This window comes from Pseudomonas sputi (genome assembly GCF_021603585.1).
Classification (GTDB): domain Bacteria; phylum Pseudomonadota; class Gammaproteobacteria; order Pseudomonadales; family Pseudomonadaceae; genus Aquipseudomonas; species Aquipseudomonas sputi.
Genome location: NZ_BQHI01000003.1, coordinates 295,925 through 315,179 on the forward strand (window position 1 = coordinate 295,925; position 19,255 = coordinate 315,179).

Genomic DNA, 19,255 nt, shown 5'->3' on the forward strand with positions numbered 1-19,255 from the left:
AGGCGCGCAAAATGGCGGTTATCTTAAAGCAAAACGGCGACCATTGGCCGCCGTTTAGTGCTTCGTCGAGGAATTAGACGACGGGTGCCGGTTCAGGCGCCGCCGAAGGTTTTGGCAGCGACGACAGGAACGCCATGATCAGCGCCGCCACGTACGGCAGCGACTGCACCAGCAGCATGGCCACCCAGAAGCGCATGTCGTTGCTCGGAATGCCCTGCACCAGGAAGATCCCCAGCGCCGCGCCCCACAACAGCAGCATGATGAACAGCTCTTCCCGGGCCTCGGAAATCGCCACCCAGAAACCATGGTTGTCGGCGTTTTTCGGGGTGCGGAAGAACGGAATGCTGCTGGTGAAGAAGCCGTACAGCACCGCTTTGGCGATGGTATGCGACAACGCCAGACCGGCCAGTGCGGCGCAGAATGCATCTTTCAGGTTCACACCGACGGCGCGACGATAGAGGAAGATGATCTTGCCGACCTTGAACACGAACAGCGCCAGCGGCGGGATCGCGAAAATCAGCAGTGGCGGATCGACCCGTTGCGGCACGATGATCATCGCTGCCGACCACAGCAGTGCACCGACGGTGAAGAAGATGTTCATGCCGTCCGCCACCCACGGCAGCCAGCCCGCGAGGAAGTGGTAACGCTGGCCGCGCGTCAGCTCGGTGTCCTTGCCGCGCAGCAGGCTGCGGGTGTGACGCTTGATGATCTGGATCGCGCCGTAGGCCCAGCGGAAACGCTGCTTCTTGAAGTCGATGAAGGTATCCGGCATCAGACCCTTGCCGTAACTGTCGTGGTAATACGCCGCCGACAGGCCTTTCTCGAATACCCGCAGACCCAGTTCGGCGTCTTCACAGATGCACCAGTCGGCCCAGCCCAGTTCTTCCAGAACCGAGCGACGGGTCATGGTCATGGTGCCGTGCTGGATGATCGCGTCGCGGTCGTTGCGGGTGACCATGCCGATGTGGAAGAAGCCTTTGTATTCGGCGTAGCAGAGCTTCTTGAAGGTGCTTTCGTTCTGGTCGCGGTAATCCTGCGGCGACTGCACCACGGCGATTTTCGGGTCGGCGAAGTGCGGCACCATGTGCTTGAGCCAGTTCGGGTGCACGCAGTAGTCGGAGTCGATCACCGCGATCACTTCGGCGTCCTTGGCGGTGTGCGGGATCAGGTAGTTCAGCGCGCCACCCTTGAAACCGGCCAGGGGCGAGACGTGGAAGAACTTGAAGCGCGGGCCGAGGGTTTCGCAGTAGTCGCGCACCGGCTCCCAGACCGCCGGGTCCTTGGTGTTGTTGTCGATGATCAGGACTTCGAAATCCGGATAGTCGAGGTTGGCCAGGGCGTTGAGGGTCTGTTTGACCATTTCCGGCGGCTCGTTGTAGCAGGGTACGTGGATCGAGACTTTCGGGCGGTAGTCCGAATCGCCGACCACCGGCAGGAATTCACGGCGGCGTTTGTGGATCCACACCGCTTCGGCCAGTTCGTGGGCCTCGGTCAGCAATACGATGAACACCCCGAGCGCACCGAGCGCCAGCAGGAAACCCACCGTCAGGCTGAACCACGTGCTGTATTGCTGGCTGTAGTCGTAACCGATCCACACCAGCACCGAACCGCAGAGGAACGCGATAAAGGTCAGGAAGGTACGACCACGCTGACGCAGGGCCGAGCCGTCGATCATCAGCAGGGTCAGCGACAGCAGCGCCAACACCACCGAACCGATGGCCAGCACGCGCCACTGCGGGATCGCCACCACCGGGCCTTCGAAGTTGAATTTCTGTTGGCGCGCGGCGTTGAACACGCCCCAGTAGGCGCCGACCGAACCTTCGTCGCTGGCCTTCCACGGCTGGTCAAACGCTTCGATCACGAAGTAGTTGAAGCCCTGGCGGTTGAGTTTGTTGACCAGCGTGCGCAGGTAGATCGCCTGATCCGCCGGCGACGCATCGGCGCCACCGCGCATGCGGCCGTTGCTCGGCCAGCCCACTTCGGACAGCAGCAGCGGTTTTTTCGGGAACATCTTTTTCAGGTCGCGGGCGCGGTCGAAAACGAACTGCCCGGCCTTGTCCACCGGAATGAATTCCCAGTAAGGCAGCACGTGGGCGGCGATCAGGTCGACGTGCTTGGCCAGCTCCGGGTGCTCTTCCCAGACGTGCCACTGTTCGGAGGTGGTCACCGGCACTTTGACTGCCGCGCGGACGCGGTCGAGCAACACGCTGAGTTCCTGGGCAGTGATTTCCTTGCGGAAGATCGCTTCGTTACCGACCACTACGCGAACCACGCTGCGCGAGGTGTTGGCCAGTTCGATGGCGCGGGTGATTTCGCGCTCGTTGCGCTCCTGATCGGGGCTGATCCAGATCCCCAGCGTCACGCGCAGGCCGAATTCTTCCGCCAGTTTCGGGATGTCCTGCAGGGAGCCGTCGACCGAGTAGATACGGATGTTGTCCGTCAGCTTGCTCATGATCTCCAGGTCGCGGCGCATTTCATCGTCGGACGGATACTGATCTTTCTGCGGGAACTGTCCCTGCTGGAACGGTGAATAGGAGAAACCGGAGATCTGCTCCGGCCAGTTCGGCGCGGAGACGGGGCGGTTGATCAGTGCCCAGAAACCGGTGAACAGGGCGGCGATTGCCACAACCACCACCAGGTTGAGTCCAAATTTACGCGATGACATAGCTGTGTCGGGTTCCAAAGGCTGTGGAACGAAGGGTCGGCTGGTTGACGCCAAGAGGGCGCGCATCCTACACCGGCAGTTCGCCGAGTCCTACAAGAGACAGGGAAATGCCGGACGTTGGGCAATCCACTTTGACTTAAGTTCTTACACTTGTAGCGTGAAGCTTAAAACTTGTCGCTGCGTAGTCCTATAATGCGCGCCGGTTTTCAGGGTAATGGTCATGAGTACAGAAGATCCGCGGTTTGCAGGCATCGCCCGTTTATATGGCATCGAGGGCCTCGAGCGCCTGCGTGCAGCCCATGTGGCGATTGTCGGCGTTGGCGGCGTCGGTTCCTGGGCGGCGGAAGCCATGGCCCGTTGCGGGGTGGGCGAGATTTCGCTGTTCGACCTCGACGACGTCTGTGTCAGCAACGCCAACCGCCAGTTGCACGCGCTCGACAGCACCGTCGGCAAGCCCAAGGTCGAGGTGATGGCCGAGCGTCTGCGCGGGATCAACCCGGACTGCACGGTGCACGCCGTGGCGGATTTCGTCACCCGCGACACCATGGCCGAATACATCACGCCGAACATCGACTGCGTGATCGACTGCATCGACGCGGTCAACGCCAAGGCGGCGCTGATCGCCTGGTGCAAGCGCCGCAAAATCCAGATCATCACTACCGGCGGCGCCGGCGGGCAGATCGATCCGACGCTGATTCAGGTCTGCGACCTCAACCGCACCTTCAACGATCCACTGGCCTCGAAAGTGCGTTCGACCCTGCGCCGTGACTACGGTTTTTCGCGCACCGTGACCCGCCATTACAGCGTGCCGTGCGTGTTCTCCACCGAACAGCTGCGCTATCCGAAACCGGACGGCAGCATTTGCCTGCAGAAGAGTTTTGTCGGCGACGGCGTGAAGCTGGACTGCGCTGGCGGGTTCGGTGCGGTGATGATGGTGACGGCGACGTTCGGTATGGTCGCGGCGACCAAGGCTGTGGACAAAATCGTGGCGGGCGTGCGGCGACCGGCGGATCGGGTCAAGCCTCAGGCCTGAAGCCCAGGGCTGCGTGACTGATCGTTCCCACGCTCCGCGTGGGAACGATCAGTCAGGGGCGAGTTCACGCATCCGCTGCAACACAGCATTCAAGCCATTGCTGCGCGAAGGCGACAACTGCCGCGACAGTCCCAACTGATTGAACCAGTCCGGCAGATCCACCAGCCGCAACTCGTCGGCGGTCAAGCCATTGACCCGCAACAGCAGCAACGCCACCAATCCGCGAATCATCCGCGCATCGCTGCTCGCCGCGAACTGCCAGTGACCGTCGCGCAATTCGCCAATCAGCCACACCTGACTTTCACAGCCATGCACCCGATTGGCCTCGCACTTGTCTGCATCGCTCAACGGCGGCAGACGGTCACCAAATTGCATCAACAGCCGCGCCCGCTGTTCCCAACCAGCTGCGTTCTGAAACGTTTGCAGCGCGTCGGCGGCCTCGACCGGCAGGCTCATCGCAACAGCTCCAGCGCCTGATCCAGCGCTTCAAAGAAGCGTTCCAGATCTTCGGAATCGTTGTACAACGCCAGCGACACACGAATCGCCCCGGCCAATTCGAAACGCTTGAGCAGCGGCATCGCGCAGTGATGCCCGGCACGCACGGCAATGCCTTGTTCAGTCAGCAAATGCGCCAGATCGGCGTTGTGCACACCTTCGACGACAAAACTGGCCAGCGCCAGTTGCGGCTTGCCCAGCAGGCGAATGCCGTTGCGGGCGGCGAGGCCGCGTAACAGGTAAGCGTGCAGCGCAGCTTCGTGGGCGGACACCGCGTCCTGATCCAGACCGGCCAGATAGTCGAGGGTCGCACCGAGGCCGATCACACTGGCAATCGGTGGCGTTCCGGCTTCGAAACCCAGTGGCGCCGGACGGAAACGGGATTCGTGATAATTGGCTTCCAGCACCATTTCGCCACCGAACTGCCACGGCCGCAGTTGCTCGAGCGCTGCGTTGCGTCCGAACAGCACGCCAAGGCCATCGGGGCCGTACAGCTTGTGGCTGGAAAACACGTAAAAGTCGCAACCCAGCGCCTGCACATCGTGCCGGCCGTGGACCACGCCTTGGGCGCCGTCGACCACCGTCAGCGCGTTATGCGCCTTGGCCATCGCCAGCAGCGCCGGCAACGGTTGCCAGGCACCGAGCACGTTGGACAACTGGCTGACCGCCAGCAAGCGAGTGCGCGGGCCGATCAGGTGAACGGCAGCAGCGAGGTCGATCACGCCGTCATCGTCCAGCGGCAGGATTACCAGCTTCAGGTCGCGACGTTGCGCCAGCTGCTGCCACGGCAGCAGGTTGGCGTGATGCTCCAGGGCGCTGATGACAATTTCATCGCCCGGATGGAAAAGGTGTTCCAGGCCATAAGCCAGGAGATTCAGCGCGCTGGTGGCGCCGTGGGTGAAGATGATCTGCCCGCTGTCACCGGCATTCAGCCACTGGGCAACCTTCAGGCGACTGTCCTCGAACGCCTGTGTCGCGTGGGCGCCAGGCAGGTGCTGGGCACGGTGCACGTTGGCCGCGCCATTGGCGTAGTAATGCGCCAGCGCGTCGAGCAGGGCCTGGGGTTTTTGCGTGGTGGCGGCGTTGTCCAGGTAAGTCTGGTCTTGCCGTTGCAGGGCGGCGATCGCCGGAAAGTCGGCGCGCCAGGGGGAGGGAATCATCATCTGTTCAGCCCTGTGAACTTGGGCGGGTGTGCACCGAACCTTGTGGGAGCGGGCTTGCTCGCGCATGCGTCGTGTCAGTCGAAATAACGGGTGACTGACACACCGTATTCGCGAGCAAGCCCGCTCCCACAGGAGGTCACAGCGGCGCTTAGTTGTGCGCGTGCAGCGCTTCGTTCAGTTCGATCGCCGATTTGTGGGTCTTGCATTCCACGGCACCGGTTTCCGAATTGCGACGGAACAGCAGGTCGGTCTGACCGGCCAGTTCACGGGCCTTGACCACTTTGACCAGGTTATTGTGCTCGTCCAGCAGCGCGACTTTGGTGCCGGCGGTCACGTACAGGCCCGACTCGACGGTGTTGCGGTCGCCCAGCGGGATACCGATACCGGCGTTGGCGCCGATCAGGCAGCCTTCGCCGACCTTGATCACGATGTTGCCGCCGCCCGACAGGGTGCCCATGGTCGAGCAGCCGCCGCCCAGATCCGAACCCTTGCCGACGAACACGCCAGCGGAGACGCGGCCTTCGATCATGCCCGGGCCTTCGGTGCCGGCGTTGAAGTTGATGAAGCCTTCGTGCATCACGGTGGTGCCTTCGCCCACGTAGGCGCCCAGACGCAGACGCGCGGCGTCAGCGATACGCACGCCGGCCGGTACCACGTAGTCGGTCATTTTCGGGAACTTGTCCACCGAGAACACTTCCAGCAGCTCGCCGCGCAGACGGGCTTCGAGTTGCAGCTCGGCCAGTTCGCTCAGGTCGATCGCGCCCTGGCTGGTCCAGGCCACGTTTGGCAGCAGCGGGAAGATCCCGGCCAGGCTCACGCCGTGCGGCTTGACCAGACGATGGGACAGCAGGTGCAGCTTCAGGTAAGCCTCAGGGGTCGAGGTCAGTTGCGCGTCTTCGGCCAGCAGGGTGGCGACCAGCGGCTTGTGGCTTTCGGCCAGACGGGTCAGCAGCTTGCCTTGGACCGCGTCGATGCCTTTCACGGCTTCAGCCAGCTGCGCAGCCTGTGCGGTGGTGAAGGTGATGGCCTGGTTGCCTTCGGTGTAGCCGAGGATCGGTGCGACAGCGGCGACCAGTTCGGCCGAAGGGTTCAACAGCGGTTGGGCGTAGAACACTTCCAGCCACGCGCCTTGACGGTTCTGGGTGCCGACGCCGAAGGCAATACTGAACAGGGAGTTGGACATGTGAATACCTCTACAAAATGTGACGGGCTGCTTACTTGAGGGCGGCCGCGTAGATGTCTGGCTTGAAGCCAATCAGGGTTCGGTCACCGAGATCGAGCACCGGGCGCTTGATCATCGAGGGTTGAGCGAGCATCAGTTCGATGGCTTTCGACTGGTCGAGATCGGCTTTGCGTTCGTCGTCGAGTTTGCGAAAGGTCGTGCCTGCGCGGTTCAACACCGTTTGCCAGCCATGCTCGTCGCACCATTGGGTCAGGTGTTCACGGTCAATGCCGGCGGTCTTGTAATCGTGGAAGTCATAGCTGACAGCGTGTTCATCGAGCCAGGTGCGCGCCTTTTTCATGGTGTCGCAGGCTTTGATGCCGAAAAGGTGCAACGTTTTGCTTGAAACGGTCAAGGAATTGCCCCCTTTGCAGGTGCTGGAAAAAAATGGTGTCGGATTATGCCATGACCGGACGGTTTCGCGGCGCAGAGGTTGCTTTTGCTGTAGACGCCTGCGACATAGGTGCAACTGTCACGCACAGCCTAAGCGGCTAATATGGCAGTTCAATGCTGTCGATTGTCCGGGATTTCCGCTTTATGCAAACCGCTTATACCGTCCTGATCCTGCTGATGCTGGTCAGTGTTTCGCGCCTCGTGGGACGGGTGATTCCACTTCCACTGCCCCTGGTACAGATCGCTGCCGGTGCCTTGCTGGCCTGGCCGACCCTTGGCCTGCACGTGGCTCTTGATCCCGAACTGTTCCTGTTTCTGTTCCTGCCACCGCTGCTGTTTTCCGATGGCTGGCGCATGCCCAAGCGTGAGTTATGGCGTCTGCGCGGGCCGGTGTTGACGCTGGCGGTCGGCTTGGTGCTGTTTACCGTGGTCGGTGCCGGCTACTTCATTCATTGGCTGCTGCCGACGATTCCCTTGCCGGTGGCCTTTGCGCTGGCGGCGGTGCTGTCGCCGACCGATGCCGTGGCGGTCTCGGCCATTTCGCAGAACCGCTTGCCCACGCCGCTGATGCACATGTTGCAGGGCGAGGCGCTGATGAACGATGCCTCGGGTCTGGTGACATTCAAGTTCGCGCTGGTCGCGGCGGTCACCGGTGCGTTTTCCCTGGCCAATGCCAGCCTGACCTTCGTGCTGGTCGCGGTCGGCGGTCTGGCGGTCGGGGTGGCACTGAGCTGGTTGGTCGGCCGGTTGCGCGCCTGGATGATCGCCCGGGGCTGGGACGATCCGGCGACCCACGTGGTGTTCATGTTGCTGCTGCCGTTTGCCGCTTACGTGCTGGCCGAACGACTCGGCGCGTCGGGCATTCTTTCGGCGGTGGCGGCGGGGATGATGCAGAGCTGGCTCGATCTGCTGCCGCGCCAGACCAGCACCCGGTTGCTCAATCGCAGTGTCTGGTCGTTGCTGGAGTTCGCTTTCAACGGCCTGATTTTCCTGCTGCTGGGGCTGCAATTGCCGGACATCATCAAGGCGGTAGTCAGCCACGAGACGTCACTGTGGCCGACCCTGTTCTATCGCTGTCTTGATGTGGTCGCGATTTTCCTGGCGCTGGTGTTGTTGCGCTTCATCTGGGTGCAAAGCATCTGGCGTCTGTCGGTGCTGTTGCGTCGCTTGCGGGGCAAGGGGGATCTGACGCAGGTGCCGACCGCCCGGTCCTGCTGGCTGCTGACCGTGGGCGGGGTACGCGGGGCGGTCACATTGGCCGGTGTGATGTCGGTTCCGATGTTGATGGGCTCTGAGGCATTTCCCGAGCGCGATCTGCTGATCTTCATTGCTGCCGGGGTGATCCTGTTGTCGCTGGTGGCGGCGTGTATTGCACTGCCGTTGTTGTTGCGCGGCATCGAAAAAAGTCCGGACGACAAACGCCGTCAGGAAGTGCGCGACGCCTGGCGCAAGACGGCGGAAGCTGCGATCCATGCGCTGGAGATCGAAGAAGTCAGCCCGCAGGACGCCGCGCAAGCCGCGCTGGCGGCGGAGCTCAAGGCGCGGATCATGTCCGAGTATCGCCATCAGCTGGAGGTGTTCAACGACTCTGCCGAAGCCCAGGCGCTGGCGTTCCAGATGGATCTGCTGGAACGCCGACTTCGCCTCAAGGCGCTGCGCGCGCAACGCCTTGAGTTGTACAGCCTCAGTCGTCAGCACCAGATTGGTGATGACGTGCTGCGTGAAGTATTGGGCGAATTGGATCTGAGTGAGGCCAATCTCGGTCAGGTCAAGTAGTTGAGAAACGTGAGGCTTGTGTTCTATTTAGTCAAAGGCTGATTGTTGAGTTTTAATCTGCCGGGTAAATCTTGCGCATGAACGCGATATCTCCCTGGCTGATTGTGTTATTCAAGGGTTGGTGCCAGTCGCCGTCGGTGATGCTGTTGGAGATGTAGTAATGCATGACTGAATCTCGGTCGTAGGGTGTATATGTCTGGCCGGGAACGCGCTCGCGCTGAAATACCTGGGTGTCGACTTCAGTGCGTGAAAAACCAAGGGAAGAAAAGTAGAGATAGGTCTGTTCCCGGTTCCAGGGTATCTCGGCGTCCGGATGTTGATGCTCATGCAGCATGCCGAGGGCATGGCCAAACTCATGAATAACCGTGGTCTCATAATTGCTTGAGTCGAAATTTATTCCTAAGGTCATGGACGGGTTTTGGGGGTCGCCAGTAAGTGCGTCGGTACCGATCCTGGAACTGCCGGCGTCGTTCATCAAGGGCTGAAAGTCTACTCGAATGTCCCCGAGAAACTCGTCGGAACCGTAAATGTCTTCCTCATCCATTTCGAAGAAATCGAATTTTAAATTAACGTAGGGCAACCATTTGCTTGCGCCTTTTTTTACAGCTTCAAATGAATGCTCGTTAAAACGATAGACGAGTATTTTCAGTGTTTTACCTGTCTTCCAATATTTGGTGTGTGCACCAATGCTGCGCTTTCTTCGGTTTTGACTGCTGATGTCGTTGTCGGAGCGTTCGTTTATAGCGGCATTGTAGGAGGCTATGGGGTCAGTGTTGACGGGGATTTTACAAGGCTTTGCGATATTCATGATTAATGATTCATGGTTGTTGGAGAGCGGCCAAGTTATTTTATTTTTTTATTCTTTGTCCATTGGTTAGGGTTTTCAAGTTGTTGCGCTAGTTTGAAGGGGAGTGTGTTGTTGGGAGTTTGTAGGGGTGAGGTATTTGTTCGAGTTGTCTTGCCGTCAAGCTTGCGTAGAATCTGAATCCCCCGGGAGCATTAAACGCGGCTAGGGGGAACTCACGCCTCACACTCTGGATGTGGGTAGCGTTTAAGTTAGTGGAGGGTGTTGATGAGGTAGGGCTTCAGCTTGAGTGGTTGTGTTGCGTGATAAGAAAGTTTGCGAGGTGTTGCGCCTCGCAAACTGTTTTTGTTTGAGTTTTATTGTTTATTTCGGATAAAGAAGTCTCATAAGACGCTTGTCCTTCTTGCTGATCCGACGGTTGATCGGTACTTCCCAGTTGCCCACCGTCAATGTGTTTGCCACCGGGTGGTGCATGATCGATTTTCGGTCGTAGGAGGTGTAGATCGCGTCCGGCGTGTGGAAGGACGCGAACAGGTTCCTATCGACCTGCTCCTCGGTCAGCGGGTTCATTTCGCGATTTTTGTAGAACTCATATACCTTTGGCTTATCCCACGGAATATTGGCCCTTGGGTGCTGATGTTCGTGCATCGCACCGAGTGCGTGACCGAATTCGTGGATCACGATCACTTCAAAGTCTTCATGTTCCGGTTTGACGCCCAGGTTCATGGTGGGATGGTCGGGGTGGATCAACAGCGCATCGGTTCCCAGCATCGAGCTGTTGTCATTGTTTTTTGTCGCAATCCGGATGTCGCCCTTCAGATCATCGACAAATTCAAACTTCAGGTTGATGAACGGTAACCACTGACTGGCCGCAGCGATAATCCTGTTCTTGTGGTCGGTGTCGGGTGAGTCCATGAATGCAATTTTCAAGGTTCTACCGTTGGCCCATAGTTTTGAATAGTCAAAGACTGAGCGTTTGCGTCGGGTGCCGGTAGTATTACCGGCATTGGCGGGGTTTTCATTGATTGCCGCCATGTAAGCGGCTTGATCATCGGGCCATTGAATGAGTTGGCAATCCAGCAGGTCGTTCATGTTCACTTCTTCCTTGAAGTTAACGTTTTGAGTTTATTTGGGCGCAGCGATATACGCGGCTCAAGACTAACGTCCGACCGGCAGGCGAGTGGAGTAAATAGTTGGAGGATCTGTAACCCGATGTATGAAACGCCCGTGCCGGATTGCCCGGCCCGGGCGCTCAGGCCTTACTTGTGGCGCAGGACGAAATCGCGGATGCGTTCGGCCGCTTCCACACACTCTGCCAGCGGCGCGACCAGTGCCATGCGCACCCGACCGGCCCCGGGGTTGACCCCGTCGACATCACGGGACAGGTACGAACCCGGCACCACGGTCACATGCTCTTCGGCAAACAGGTCCCGGCAGAACGCTGCGTCGTCGCCTTGCACGTTCGGCCACAGGTAGAAGCTGCCATCCGGACGTTGTACATCCATCACCGGGCTCAGGATGGCCAGCACGGCATCGAACTTCTCGCGATATAGCGCACGGTTGGCGCGCACATGCACTTCATCATTCCACGCGGCAACGCTGGCCAGTTGGGTTTGGACCGGCATCGCGCAACCGTGATAGGTGCGGTACAGCAGGAAGCCCTTGAGGATGTCGGCATCGCCGGCAACGAAACCGGAACGCAGCCCCGGCAGGTTCGAGCGCTTGGACAGGCTGTGGAACACCACGCAGCGCTTGAAGTCCTTGCGGCCCAGTTCGGCGCAGGCGCTGAGCAGGCCCGGCGGCGGTGTCTGTTCGTCGAAGTACAGTTCGCTGTAGCACTCGTCGGCGGCGATCACGAAGTCGTATTCGTCGGCCAGGGCGATCAGCTTTTTCAGCACGTCGACCGGGATCAGCGCGCCGGTCGGGTTGCCCGGCGAGCACAGAAAGAGGATCTGGCAGCGCTTCCAGATATCAGGCGATACCGCGTCGAAGTCCGGGTTGAAGCCGTTCTCGTCCAGGCACGGCAGGTAGTGCGGCTTGGCTCCGGCGAGGAATGCCGCACCTTCGTAGATCTGATAGAACGGGTTCGGGCTGACCACCAGTGCGTCGTCGCCACGGTTGACCACGGTCTGGGTGAAGGCGAACAGCGCTTCACGGGTGCCGTTGACCGGCAGCACGTTACGCGCCGGGTCGATCCAGCCGCTCGGTACGCTGAAACGCCGCTCGCACCAGGCGGCGATGGCTTCGCGCAGGGCCGGGATGCCGAGGGTGGTCGGGTACACCGCCATCTGATCCAGATTGTTCGCCAGCGCCTCGGCGACAAAACTCGGCGAGCGATGCTTCGGTTCGCCGATGGACAGCGCGATCGGGCGCTTGTCCGGGTTTGGCGTGACGCTGCCGAGCAGGGCGCGGAGCTTTTCGAACGGGTAGGGCTGAAGCTGGGACAGAGCGTTGTTCATCGGTGCGGGATCTCGTGCAAAGCGGTTGAATCCGGGCGCGCAATCAAATGCTGATGCGCGACAGTTTGATATCGGGTTCCTGATTGACGCTCAACTGTTCGACGATGGCATCTTGCAAACGGCTGCACAGCAGCGGGTCGGACAGCGGTTGATTGTGGGCGTCGGTGATGAAGAACACGTCTTCCACCCGCTCGCCCAGGGTGGCGATCTTGGCGTTCTGCAGCGACAGGTCGAACTCGAGGAAAATCCCGCCGACTCGTGCCAGCAGGCCCGGACGATCGGGTGCCGTGAGTTCCAGCACCGTCACTGGGCGCTGTGCGTCGTTGTGGATCGTCACTTGCGGGGCGAACGCGAAATGCTTGAGCTGGCGCGGCACCCGACGCTGGATGATCGTCGGGTAGTCGGCCGGGTTGCGCAGCGCTTCGGTCAGGCCCTCGCGAATCTGCTTGACCCGGACCGGGTTGTCGCCGATCGAGTCGCCATCGGTGTCGAGCACGATGTAGGTGTCGAGGGTGAACTGGCTGCTGGACGTGATGACCCGGGCGTCGTGAATGTTCAGGTTGAGCTGGTCCATCGCGGCCACGGTCACGGCAAAGAAGTCGTGCTGGTCCGGTGCATAGATGAAGATCTGCGTGCCGCCCTCGAATTCGCGCTGGGTGGTTTCCTTGATCAGCACCAGCGGACCGCCGTCGGCCGGTTGCTGGAGAATGGCGTCGGTGTGCCAGGCCACGTCGCCGGCGGTGTGGCGCAGGAAGTAGTCGTCGCCCAGCTGCGCCCACAACTGCTCGACGTCGTCCGGGTCTGTGCCGCCGCGTACCAGGATGTCCAGCGCCGCACTCTGGGTCTGGCGGATCTGCTCTTCGCGATCCACCGGATTCTCCAGGCCACGGCGCAGGGCACGCTTGGTCTCGGTGTAGAGCTGGCGCAACAGGCTGGCGCGCCACGAGTTCCACAAGGTCGGGTTGGTCGCATTGATGTCGGCCACGGTCAGCACGTACAGGTAGTCGAGACGGGTTTCGTCGCCGACCGCCAGCGCGAAGTCATGGATGACCTGCGGGTCGGACAAATCCTTGCGCTGGGCGGTGGTCGACATCACCAGGTGGTTCTGCACCAGCCAGACGATCAGGCGACTGTCCCACACCGGCAGTTGATGGCGCTGGCAGAACGCCTCGGCATCCACCGCGCCGATTTCCGAGTGATCGCCATGCCGGCCCTTGCCGATGTCGTGGTACAGGCCCGCCATATAAATGAGTTCAGGCTTGGGCAGTTTCGCCATGAGCTTGGCGGCCAGCGGGAATTTCTCCGACACCTGGGTGTACTGCAATTTGCGCAGGTGCTTGATCAGGTTCAGCGTGTGCGCATCGACCGTATAGATGTGGAACAGGTCGTGCTGCATCTGCCCGACGATGAAGCCGAATTCCGGCAGATAGCGCCCGAGAATGCCGTAGCGGTTCATCCGCCGCAGGTTGCGGTGGATGCCGATCTTGCACTTGAACAGCTCGATGAACAGGCTGGTGTTGCGGATGTCGTTGCGGAAGTTGTCGTCGATCAGGTGACGATTTTCCCGCAGCAGACGAATGGTGTCGGCGCGTACGCCTTTGATTTCCGGCTGCTGGGCCATCAACACGAAGATCTCGAGCATGGCGAACGGCGTGCGGCGGAACACATTGTCGTTGCGCGCCTCGATGTAGCCGTCGTGCAGTTGGAAGCGCGAGTTGATCGGCTGTGGCGGCGCTTCGTCTTCCGGGGCGAGGATGACTTCCTCGAAATGCTGGATGATCAGGTCGCTGAGCTGGGCGATACTCATCACCACGCGGAAATACTGCTGCATGAAGTTTTCGACGGCCTGTTTGGCGTCGTCGCCTTCAAATCCCAGCAGCCCGGCGATGGTGCGCTGGTGATCGAACAGCAGGCGGTCCTCGGAGCGACCGGCGAGCATGTGCAGGGCGTAACGCACCTTCCAGAGGAATTCCTGGGAGGACGCCAGCAGAGCGTTTTCACTCTCGACCAGAAACCCTTCCCCGGCCAGGGCGCGCAGGTTCAGGGTGCCGTACTGACGACGGGCCACCCACAGAATCGTCTGGATATCCCGCAGTCCGCCGGGCGAGCCTTTGACGTTGGGTTCCAGGTTGTATTCGGTGTCGTTGTACTTGTGGTGGCGAGCCTTCTGCTCGGCGCGCTTGGCCAGGAAGAACTCCTTGCTCGGCCACATGTGCGCGGTGCTGGTGACGTCGAGCATGCGCTGGCGCAAGCGTTCGGGGCCGCAGATGGTGCGGCTTTCCATCAGGTTGGTGACCACCGTCAGGTCGGCACGGGCCTCTTCGGCGCACTCGTCGACCGAGCGAACGCTCTGACCGACTTCCAGGCCGATGTCCCACAGCAGCGTCAGAAAACGCTCGATGGAATCACGGAATATTTCGTGGTCGGCGCTGTCCAGCAGGATCAACAGGTCGATGTCGGAATAGGGGTGCAATTCGCCGCGACCGTAGCCGCCGACCGCGACCAGCGCGATGTCGGCGTCTTCGCTCCAGTCGAACTGTTCCCAGGCCTTTTGCAGGATGTTGTCGACGAACCAGGCCCGGTCTTCGATCAGTCGCCGGATATCACGACCGGCGCGAAAGCGCGCATCGAGCACTTCGCGGGCCTGGCGAATCGCCTTCTTGAACGCCGCGATGGGACTCGCTTTCAGGGCCAGTTCAGCCTGGAACTGGCCGCGGTCGAAGAGTTCGGGATCCACCTGCGGCATCGATTGGCTTTCCTTCTATAGGCTGGGAACGGTGTGGGGATCAGGCCGAGATGCGCGGGATCGTGTCGTCGCTGCGCAGGGTGAAAATCTCGTAGCCGGTCTCGGTGACAAGCAAAGTGTGTTCCCACTGTGCCGACAGCTTGCGATCCTTGGTGATCGCGGTCCAGCCGTCGCCCAGTACTTTGGTGTCGGCCTTGCCCTGGTTGATCATCGGCTCGATGGTGAAGGTCATGCCGGCCTTCAGTTCCATGCCGGTGCCGGCACGGCCGTAGTGCAGGATCTGCGGCTCTTCGTGGAAGACCTTGCCGATGCCGTGGCCGCAGAACTCGCGAACCACCGAGAAACCGTTCTTTTCCGCGTGCTTCTGGATGATTTCGCCGATGTCACCGAGGCGGCAGCCAGGTTTGACGATTTCGATCGCCTTGTACATGCATTCCTGGGTGACCTGCGACAGGCGCTCGGCCCAGACCGGCACGGTGCCGACGTGGAACATGCGGCTGGTGTCGCCGTGGTAGCCGTCCTTGATCACCGTAACGTCGATGTTCAGGGTGTCGCCGTTTTTCAACGGTTTGTCGTTCGGAATGCCGTGGCAGACCACGTGGTTGATCGAGGTGCAGATCGACTTCGGGTAGCCCTTGTAGTTGAGCGGGGCGGGGATGGCCTGTTGCACGTTGACAATGTAGTCGTGGCAGATCTGGTTCAGTTCATCGGTGGTCACGCCCGGCTTGACGTGCTCGGCAATCATTTCCAGCACATCGGCGGCCAGTTTGCCGGCGACACGCATGCCAGCGATGTCCTCGGGGGTTTTGAGGGTGACGGTCATACAGGCTCTCTCTGCGCTCGACGGCGCTTGCTGATACGAACAGGGGCGCGGCTGTTGATTTTGCGGCCCCGAAAAACGCGATTCTAACAGACCAAAGGCGCAAAACCGCGCCTGCGTGCATCGCTTCTCTCTATACAATGCGGTGCATCGTCCCGATTCCAAGGGGCTGGCGCGCATGTCCCTGAGGCGATTGCAGATTCCGGGTTCCGTTTGCGTCGTCCCTGTGGTATAAAATGCGCCGCTTTCCGGGGATAGCTCCGGGAGCATTAACCCACACACGTGTCGACACGATGGCCTGGGTGCCTTTGATCCTCGGATCAATGGTTGGTCATTGGGATACGTGGAGGCCCAACCCGACTTATCAAGGAACTATCATGTCCCAAGTCAACATGCGCGATATGCTGAAGGCCGGTGTGCACTTCGGTCACCAAACCCGTTACTGGAATCCGAAAATGGGCAAGTACATTTTCGGCGCGCGTAACAAGATTCACATCATCAACCTTGAAAAAACCCTGCCAATGTTCAACGAAGCTCTGACTTTCGTAGAGCGTCTGGCCCAGGGCAAAAACAAGATTCTGTTCGTCGGCACCAAGCGCTCCGCTGGCAAGATCGTTGCTGAAGAAGCAGCACGTTGCGGTTCGCCGTACGTCGATCACCGCTGGTTGGGCGGCATGCTAACCAACTTCAAGACCATCCGTGCTTCCATCAAGCGTCTGCGTGACCTTGAAGTACAAGCCGAAGACGGTACTTTCGCCAAGCTGACCAAGAAAGAAGCGCTGATGCGCACTCGTGATCTTGAGAAGCTGGATCGCTCCCTGGGCGGCATCAAGGACATGGGCGGTCTGCCAGACGCACTGTTCGTGATCGACGTTGACCACGAGCGCATCGCGATCACCGAAGCCAACAAGCTGGGCATCCCGGTCATCGGCGTTGTCGATACCAACAGTAGCCCGGAAGGCGTTGACTACATCATCCCAGGCAACGATGACGCAATCCGCGCTATCCAACTGTACATGGGCTCGATGGCTGACGCAGTGATCCGCGGTCGCAACAACGTTGCTGGCGGCACTGTAGAATTCGCAGCTGAAGAAACTCAGGCTGCAGCTGAGTAATTGACGCCCTGGCGTTGACTCAGTAAGCAAAAAGGGGGCTTGGCCCCCTTTTTGCCACCTCGAAAACCATTTGTCGGCAGCGCAGCTACAGCAGCTGTAACGTGCAGCGGCTACAAGGTGGTTCGGGAAGAATTGAACGCCCGTTCGATCGGGTGGAATGGTTGAAAACCTATCCAAGAGGAATTTGAAAATGGCAGCAATTACTGCAGCGTTGGTCAAAGAACTGCGCGAGCGTACCGGCGAAGGCATGATGGATTGCAAGAAAGCCCTGGAAAAGGCTGGCGGCGACATCGAAAAAGCCATTGATGACATGCGTGCTTCGGGCGCCATCAAGGCTGCCAAGAAAGCTGGCAACGTTGCCGCTGAAGGCGCTATCGCCATCAAGGACGACGGCAAGGCCGCCGTTCTGATCGAAGTCAACTCGCAGACCGACTTCCTGGCTCTGCAGGACGACTTCAAAAACTTCGTTGCTGCCAGCGTTGACAAAGCATTCGCTGACAAGCTGACCGACGCAGCTCCGCTGATCGCTTCTCAAGAAGCCGCTCGCGAAGCACTGGTTGCCAAAGTCGGCGAGAACGTCAACATCCGTCGCCTGGTGCGCGTAGAAGGCGACGTAGTCGGCACCTACCTGCACGGCAACAAGATCGGTGTTGCTGTTGTCCTGAAAGGCGGTGACGTCGAGCTGGCCAAAGACATCGCGATGCACGTTGCTGCAAGCAACCCTGAGTTCCTGCTGCCTTCGCAAGTCTCCGCGGAAGCGATCGAGCGTGAAAAGGCTGTGTTCCTGCAGCTGAACGAAGAAAAAATCAAAGGCAAGCCAGAAAACATTGTTGAGAACATGGTCAAGGGCCGTATCAGCAAGTTCCTGGCGGAAGCGAGCCTGGTTGAGCAGGCGTTCGTCAAGAACCCTGAAATCAAGGTTGGCGAGCTGGCCAAGAAAGGCGGCGCTGAAATCGTTTCCTTCACCTACTTCAAAGTAGGCGAAGGCATCGAGAAGCCGGTCGACAACTTCGCTGAAGAAGTTGCTGCCCAGCTGGCTGCCGCCAAGCAATAAGACGGTTTTTCAACTGTCGCCCTAAAGAGGCTGCCCGCTCACGCGCGCAGCCTCTTTTCAGATAGGGTTATCAATTTTTAATTGGTTTCCCCTTGGAACTGACTTACAAAGCCATGTTCCGATGGCGCTGAAGCAGCGCCAAGCTAGAGTGAACGCCAGCTGTAAACAGCTCGCAAAGAATTTTTAAAATACGCCGCAGGAGAGATTCGCAATGGCTCAGCAGGGCAGTGGTTATCAGGCTCGCTATAAACGCATTCTACTCAAGCTTAGCGGCGAGGCCCTGATGGGCTCGGAAGAGTTCGGGATCGATCCGAAAGTGCTGGATCGCATGGCGCTGGAAGTCGGCCAACTGGTCGGTATCGGCGTTCAGGTCGGCCTGGTGATCGGCGGTGGCAACCTGTTCCGCGGTGAGGCACTGAGCAAGGCCGGCATGGATCGGGTCACCGGCGACCACATGGGCATGCTGGCTACTGTGATGAACGCCCTGGCCATGCGCGACGCGCTGGAACGTGCCAATATCTCCGCCATCGTGATGTCGGCCATCTCCATGGTCGGTGTGACCGATCACTATGACCGTCGCAAGGCCATGCGCCACCTGAACTCCAAGGACGTGGTGATTTTCGCGGCCGGCACCGGCAATCCGTTCTTTACCACGGATTCGGCAGCCTGCCTGCGCGCCATTGAAATCGACGCCGATGTCGTGCTCAAGGCGACCAAGGTCGATGGTGTCTACACCGCTGACCCGTTCAAAGACCCGCATGCCGAGAAGTTCGATCATCTGACATACGATGAAGTACTGGATCGCAAGCTGGGTGTAATGGATCTGACGGCCATCTGCCTGTGCCGCGATCACAAGATGCCGCTGCGCGTATTTAACATGAACAAGCCGGGCGCCCTGCTGAACATCGTGCATGGTGGCGCTGAAGGCACTCTGATCGAGGAAGTCCAGCAATGATCAACGAAATCAAGAAAGATGCCAAAGAGCGCATGACGAAGTCCGTCGAGTCCCTGGCTCACAACTTCGGTCGTATCCGCACTGGTCAGGCGCACCCAAGCATCCTGGAAGGCGTAATGGTGCCTTACTACGGCGCAGACACCCCGATCAAACAAGTGGCCAACATCACCGTCAAGGACGCCCGTACCCTGCAAGTCGTTGCGTTCGAGCGCAACATGCTGGGTGCCGTCGACAAGGCCATCGGCAGTGCAGGTCTGAATCTGAACCCTACCAACCTGGGTGAACTGCTGCTGATCAGCATGCCAGCCCTGACCGAAGAAACCCGTCGTGGTTTCACCAAGCAGGCGCGTGACGTAGCAGAAGACGCCCGTGTTGCCGTGCGCAACATCCGTCGTGATGCCAACAGCTCGCTGAGGGATCTGGTCAAGGAAAAGGAAATCAGCGAAGACGAAGAACGTCGTGCCGCGGGCGAGATCGACGATCTGACCAAGAAGTTCGTGGCTGAAATCGACGCCAAGCTGGCTGAGAAAGAAAAAGACCTGATGGCCGTATAA

General features: G+C 59.7%; 16 protein-coding genes. 6 read left to right on the plus strand and 10 right to left on the minus strand.

The window, feature by feature from the left end; translation table 11 throughout:
* Positions 1-73: 73 nt before the first annotated feature.
* Entirely contained in the window at positions 74-2,665 is a 2,592-nt protein-coding gene (locus L6D81_RS06250) for a glycosyltransferase (protein ID WP_236178322.1), read from the minus strand.
* Positions 2,666-2,879: 214 nt separating this feature from the next.
* Here L6D81_RS06250 and tcdA point away from each other — a divergent pair, with 214 nt between their 5' ends.
* Positions 2,880-3,698 carry a tRNA cyclic N6-threonylcarbamoyladenosine(37) synthase TcdA gene (tcdA, locus tag L6D81_RS06255; protein WP_039762445.1) on the plus strand — a complete coding sequence of 273 codons (819 nt, stop codon included), beginning with the start codon at positions 2,880-2,882 and terminating at the stop codon, positions 3,696-3,698.
* A 48-nt stretch (positions 3,699-3,746) separates the two neighbouring features.
* Here tcdA and L6D81_RS06260 read toward each other — a convergent pair whose 3' ends face one another.
* From L6D81_RS06260 to L6D81_RS06275, 4 genes are all read right to left on the minus strand, one after another.
* Entirely contained in the window at positions 3,747-4,154 is a 408-nt protein-coding gene (locus L6D81_RS06260) for a SufE family protein (protein ID WP_236178323.1), read from the minus strand.
* On the minus strand, positions 4,151-5,356 hold the full coding sequence (locus L6D81_RS06265; protein WP_236178324.1) for an aminotransferase class V-fold PLP-dependent enzyme: 1,206 nt from the start codon (positions 5,354-5,356) through the stop codon (positions 4,151-4,153). Before L6D81_RS06265 ends, L6D81_RS06260 begins: the two co-directional genes overlap by 4 nt.
* A 148-nt stretch (positions 5,357-5,504) precedes the next feature.
* Entirely contained in the window at positions 5,505-6,539 is a 1,035-nt protein-coding gene (gene dapD, locus L6D81_RS06270) for a 2,3,4,5-tetrahydropyridine-2,6-dicarboxylate N-succinyltransferase (RefSeq protein WP_007954762.1), read from the minus strand.
* 31 nt (positions 6,540-6,570) lie between these two features.
* The gene (locus tag L6D81_RS06275; RefSeq protein ID WP_003222107.1) at positions 6,571-6,933 is read right to left on the minus strand and encodes an ArsC family reductase; all 363 of its coding nucleotides are present in this window, start codon (positions 6,931-6,933) and stop codon (positions 6,571-6,573) included.
* A gap of 182 nt (positions 6,934-7,115) precedes the next feature.
* On the opposite strand from L6D81_RS06275, the gene L6D81_RS06280 reads away from it, so the two are divergent.
* The gene (locus L6D81_RS06280) at positions 7,116-8,747 is read left to right on the plus strand and encodes a Na+/H+ antiporter (protein ID WP_236178325.1); all 1,632 of its coding nucleotides are present in this window, start codon (positions 7,116-7,118) and stop codon (positions 8,745-8,747) included.
* Between the two features lie 52 nt (positions 8,748-8,799).
* Here L6D81_RS06280 and L6D81_RS06285 read toward each other — a convergent pair whose 3' ends face one another.
* The 5 genes from L6D81_RS06285 to map all read right to left on the minus strand — a co-directional run bounded on the left by L6D81_RS06285 (position 8,800) and on the right by map (position 15,580).
* Positions 8,800-9,555 (minus strand): M12 family metallopeptidase, encoded by a 756-nt coding sequence (locus L6D81_RS06285; RefSeq protein ID WP_236178326.1) that lies wholly within the window; start codon positions 9,553-9,555, stop codon positions 8,800-8,802.
* A gap of 360 nt (positions 9,556-9,915) precedes the next feature.
* Positions 9,916-10,644, minus strand: a complete 729-nt coding sequence (locus tag L6D81_RS06290) for a M12 family metallopeptidase (protein ID WP_236178327.1) — start codon at positions 10,642-10,644, stop codon at positions 9,916-9,918.
* Between the two features lie 167 nt (positions 10,645-10,811).
* Positions 10,812-12,011, minus strand: coding sequence for a succinyldiaminopimelate transaminase (gene dapC / locus L6D81_RS06295; protein ID WP_236178328.1), 1,200 nt, complete (start codon positions 12,009-12,011; stop codon positions 10,812-10,814).
* A gap of 43 nt (positions 12,012-12,054) precedes the next feature.
* Positions 12,055-14,757 (minus strand): [protein-PII] uridylyltransferase, encoded by a 2,703-nt coding sequence (locus tag L6D81_RS06300; RefSeq protein WP_236178329.1) that lies wholly within the window; start codon positions 14,755-14,757, stop codon positions 12,055-12,057.
* A 40-nt stretch (positions 14,758-14,797) separates the two neighbouring features.
* Positions 14,798-15,580 carry a type I methionyl aminopeptidase gene (gene map, locus L6D81_RS06305; RefSeq protein WP_236178330.1) on the minus strand — a complete coding sequence of 261 codons (783 nt, stop codon included), beginning with the start codon at positions 15,578-15,580 and terminating at the stop codon, positions 14,798-14,800.
* A gap of 374 nt (positions 15,581-15,954) precedes the next feature.
* Here map and rpsB point away from each other — a divergent pair, with 374 nt between their 5' ends.
* From rpsB to frr, 4 genes are all read left to right on the plus strand, one after another.
* Positions 15,955-16,692, plus strand: a complete 738-nt coding sequence (gene rpsB, locus L6D81_RS06310) for a 30S ribosomal protein S2 (protein WP_008052780.1) — start codon at positions 15,955-15,957, stop codon at positions 16,690-16,692.
* A 190-nt stretch (positions 16,693-16,882) separates the two neighbouring features.
* Entirely contained in the window at positions 16,883-17,746 is an 864-nt protein-coding gene (gene tsf, locus L6D81_RS06315) for a translation elongation factor Ts (protein WP_236178331.1), read from the plus strand.
* Between the two features lie 211 nt (positions 17,747-17,957).
* Complete coding sequence (pyrH, locus tag L6D81_RS06320; protein WP_011332683.1) at positions 17,958-18,701, plus strand: UMP kinase; 744 nt, start codon at positions 17,958-17,960, stop codon at positions 18,699-18,701.
* On the plus strand, positions 18,698-19,255 hold the full coding sequence (frr, locus tag L6D81_RS06325; RefSeq protein ID WP_236178332.1) for a ribosome recycling factor: 558 nt from the start codon (positions 18,698-18,700) through the stop codon (positions 19,253-19,255). Before pyrH ends, frr begins: the two co-directional genes overlap by 4 nt.

Excerpts from the sequence above, each read along its gene's own strand:
- L6D81_RS06250 (WP_236178322.1), bottom strand. The coding sequence starts at position 2,665 with ATGTCATCGCGTAAATTTGGACTCAACCTGGTGGTGGTTGTGGCAATC.
- tcdA (WP_039762445.1), top strand. The coding sequence starts at position 2,880 with ATGGTCATGAGTACAGAAGATCCGCGGTTTGCAGGCATCGCCCGTTTA.
- L6D81_RS06260 (WP_236178323.1), bottom strand. The coding sequence starts at position 4,154 with ATGAGCCTGCCGGTCGAGGCCGCCGACGCGCTGCAAACGTTTCAGAAC.
- L6D81_RS06265 (WP_236178324.1), bottom strand. The coding sequence starts at position 5,356 with ATGATGATTCCCTCCCCCTGGCGCGCCGACTTTCCGGCGATCGCCGCC.
- dapD (WP_007954762.1), bottom strand. The coding sequence starts at position 6,539 with ATGTCCAACTCCCTGTTCAGTATTGCCTTCGGCGTCGGCACCCAGAAC.
- L6D81_RS06280 (WP_236178325.1), top strand. The coding sequence starts at position 7,116 with ATGCAAACCGCTTATACCGTCCTGATCCTGCTGATGCTGGTCAGTGTT.
- L6D81_RS06285 (WP_236178326.1), bottom strand. The coding sequence starts at position 9,555 with ATGAATATCGCAAAGCCTTGTAAAATCCCCGTCAACACTGACCCCATA.
- L6D81_RS06290 (WP_236178327.1), bottom strand. The coding sequence starts at position 10,644 with ATGAACGACCTGCTGGATTGCCAACTCATTCAATGGCCCGATGATCAA.
- dapC (WP_236178328.1), bottom strand. The coding sequence starts at position 12,011 with ATGAACAACGCTCTGTCCCAGCTTCAGCCCTACCCGTTCGAAAAGCTC.
- L6D81_RS06300 (WP_236178329.1), bottom strand. The coding sequence starts at position 14,757 with ATGCCGCAGGTGGATCCCGAACTCTTCGACCGCGGCCAGTTCCAGGCT.
- map (WP_236178330.1), bottom strand. The coding sequence starts at position 15,580 with ATGACCGTCACCCTCAAAACCCCCGAGGACATCGCTGGCATGCGTGTC.
- rpsB (WP_008052780.1), top strand. The coding sequence starts at position 15,955 with ATGTCCCAAGTCAACATGCGCGATATGCTGAAGGCCGGTGTGCACTTC.
- tsf (WP_236178331.1), top strand. The coding sequence starts at position 16,883 with ATGGCAGCAATTACTGCAGCGTTGGTCAAAGAACTGCGCGAGCGTACC.
- pyrH (WP_011332683.1), top strand. The coding sequence starts at position 17,958 with ATGGCTCAGCAGGGCAGTGGTTATCAGGCTCGCTATAAACGCATTCTA.
- frr (WP_236178332.1), top strand. The coding sequence starts at position 18,698 with ATGATCAACGAAATCAAGAAAGATGCCAAAGAGCGCATGACGAAGTCC.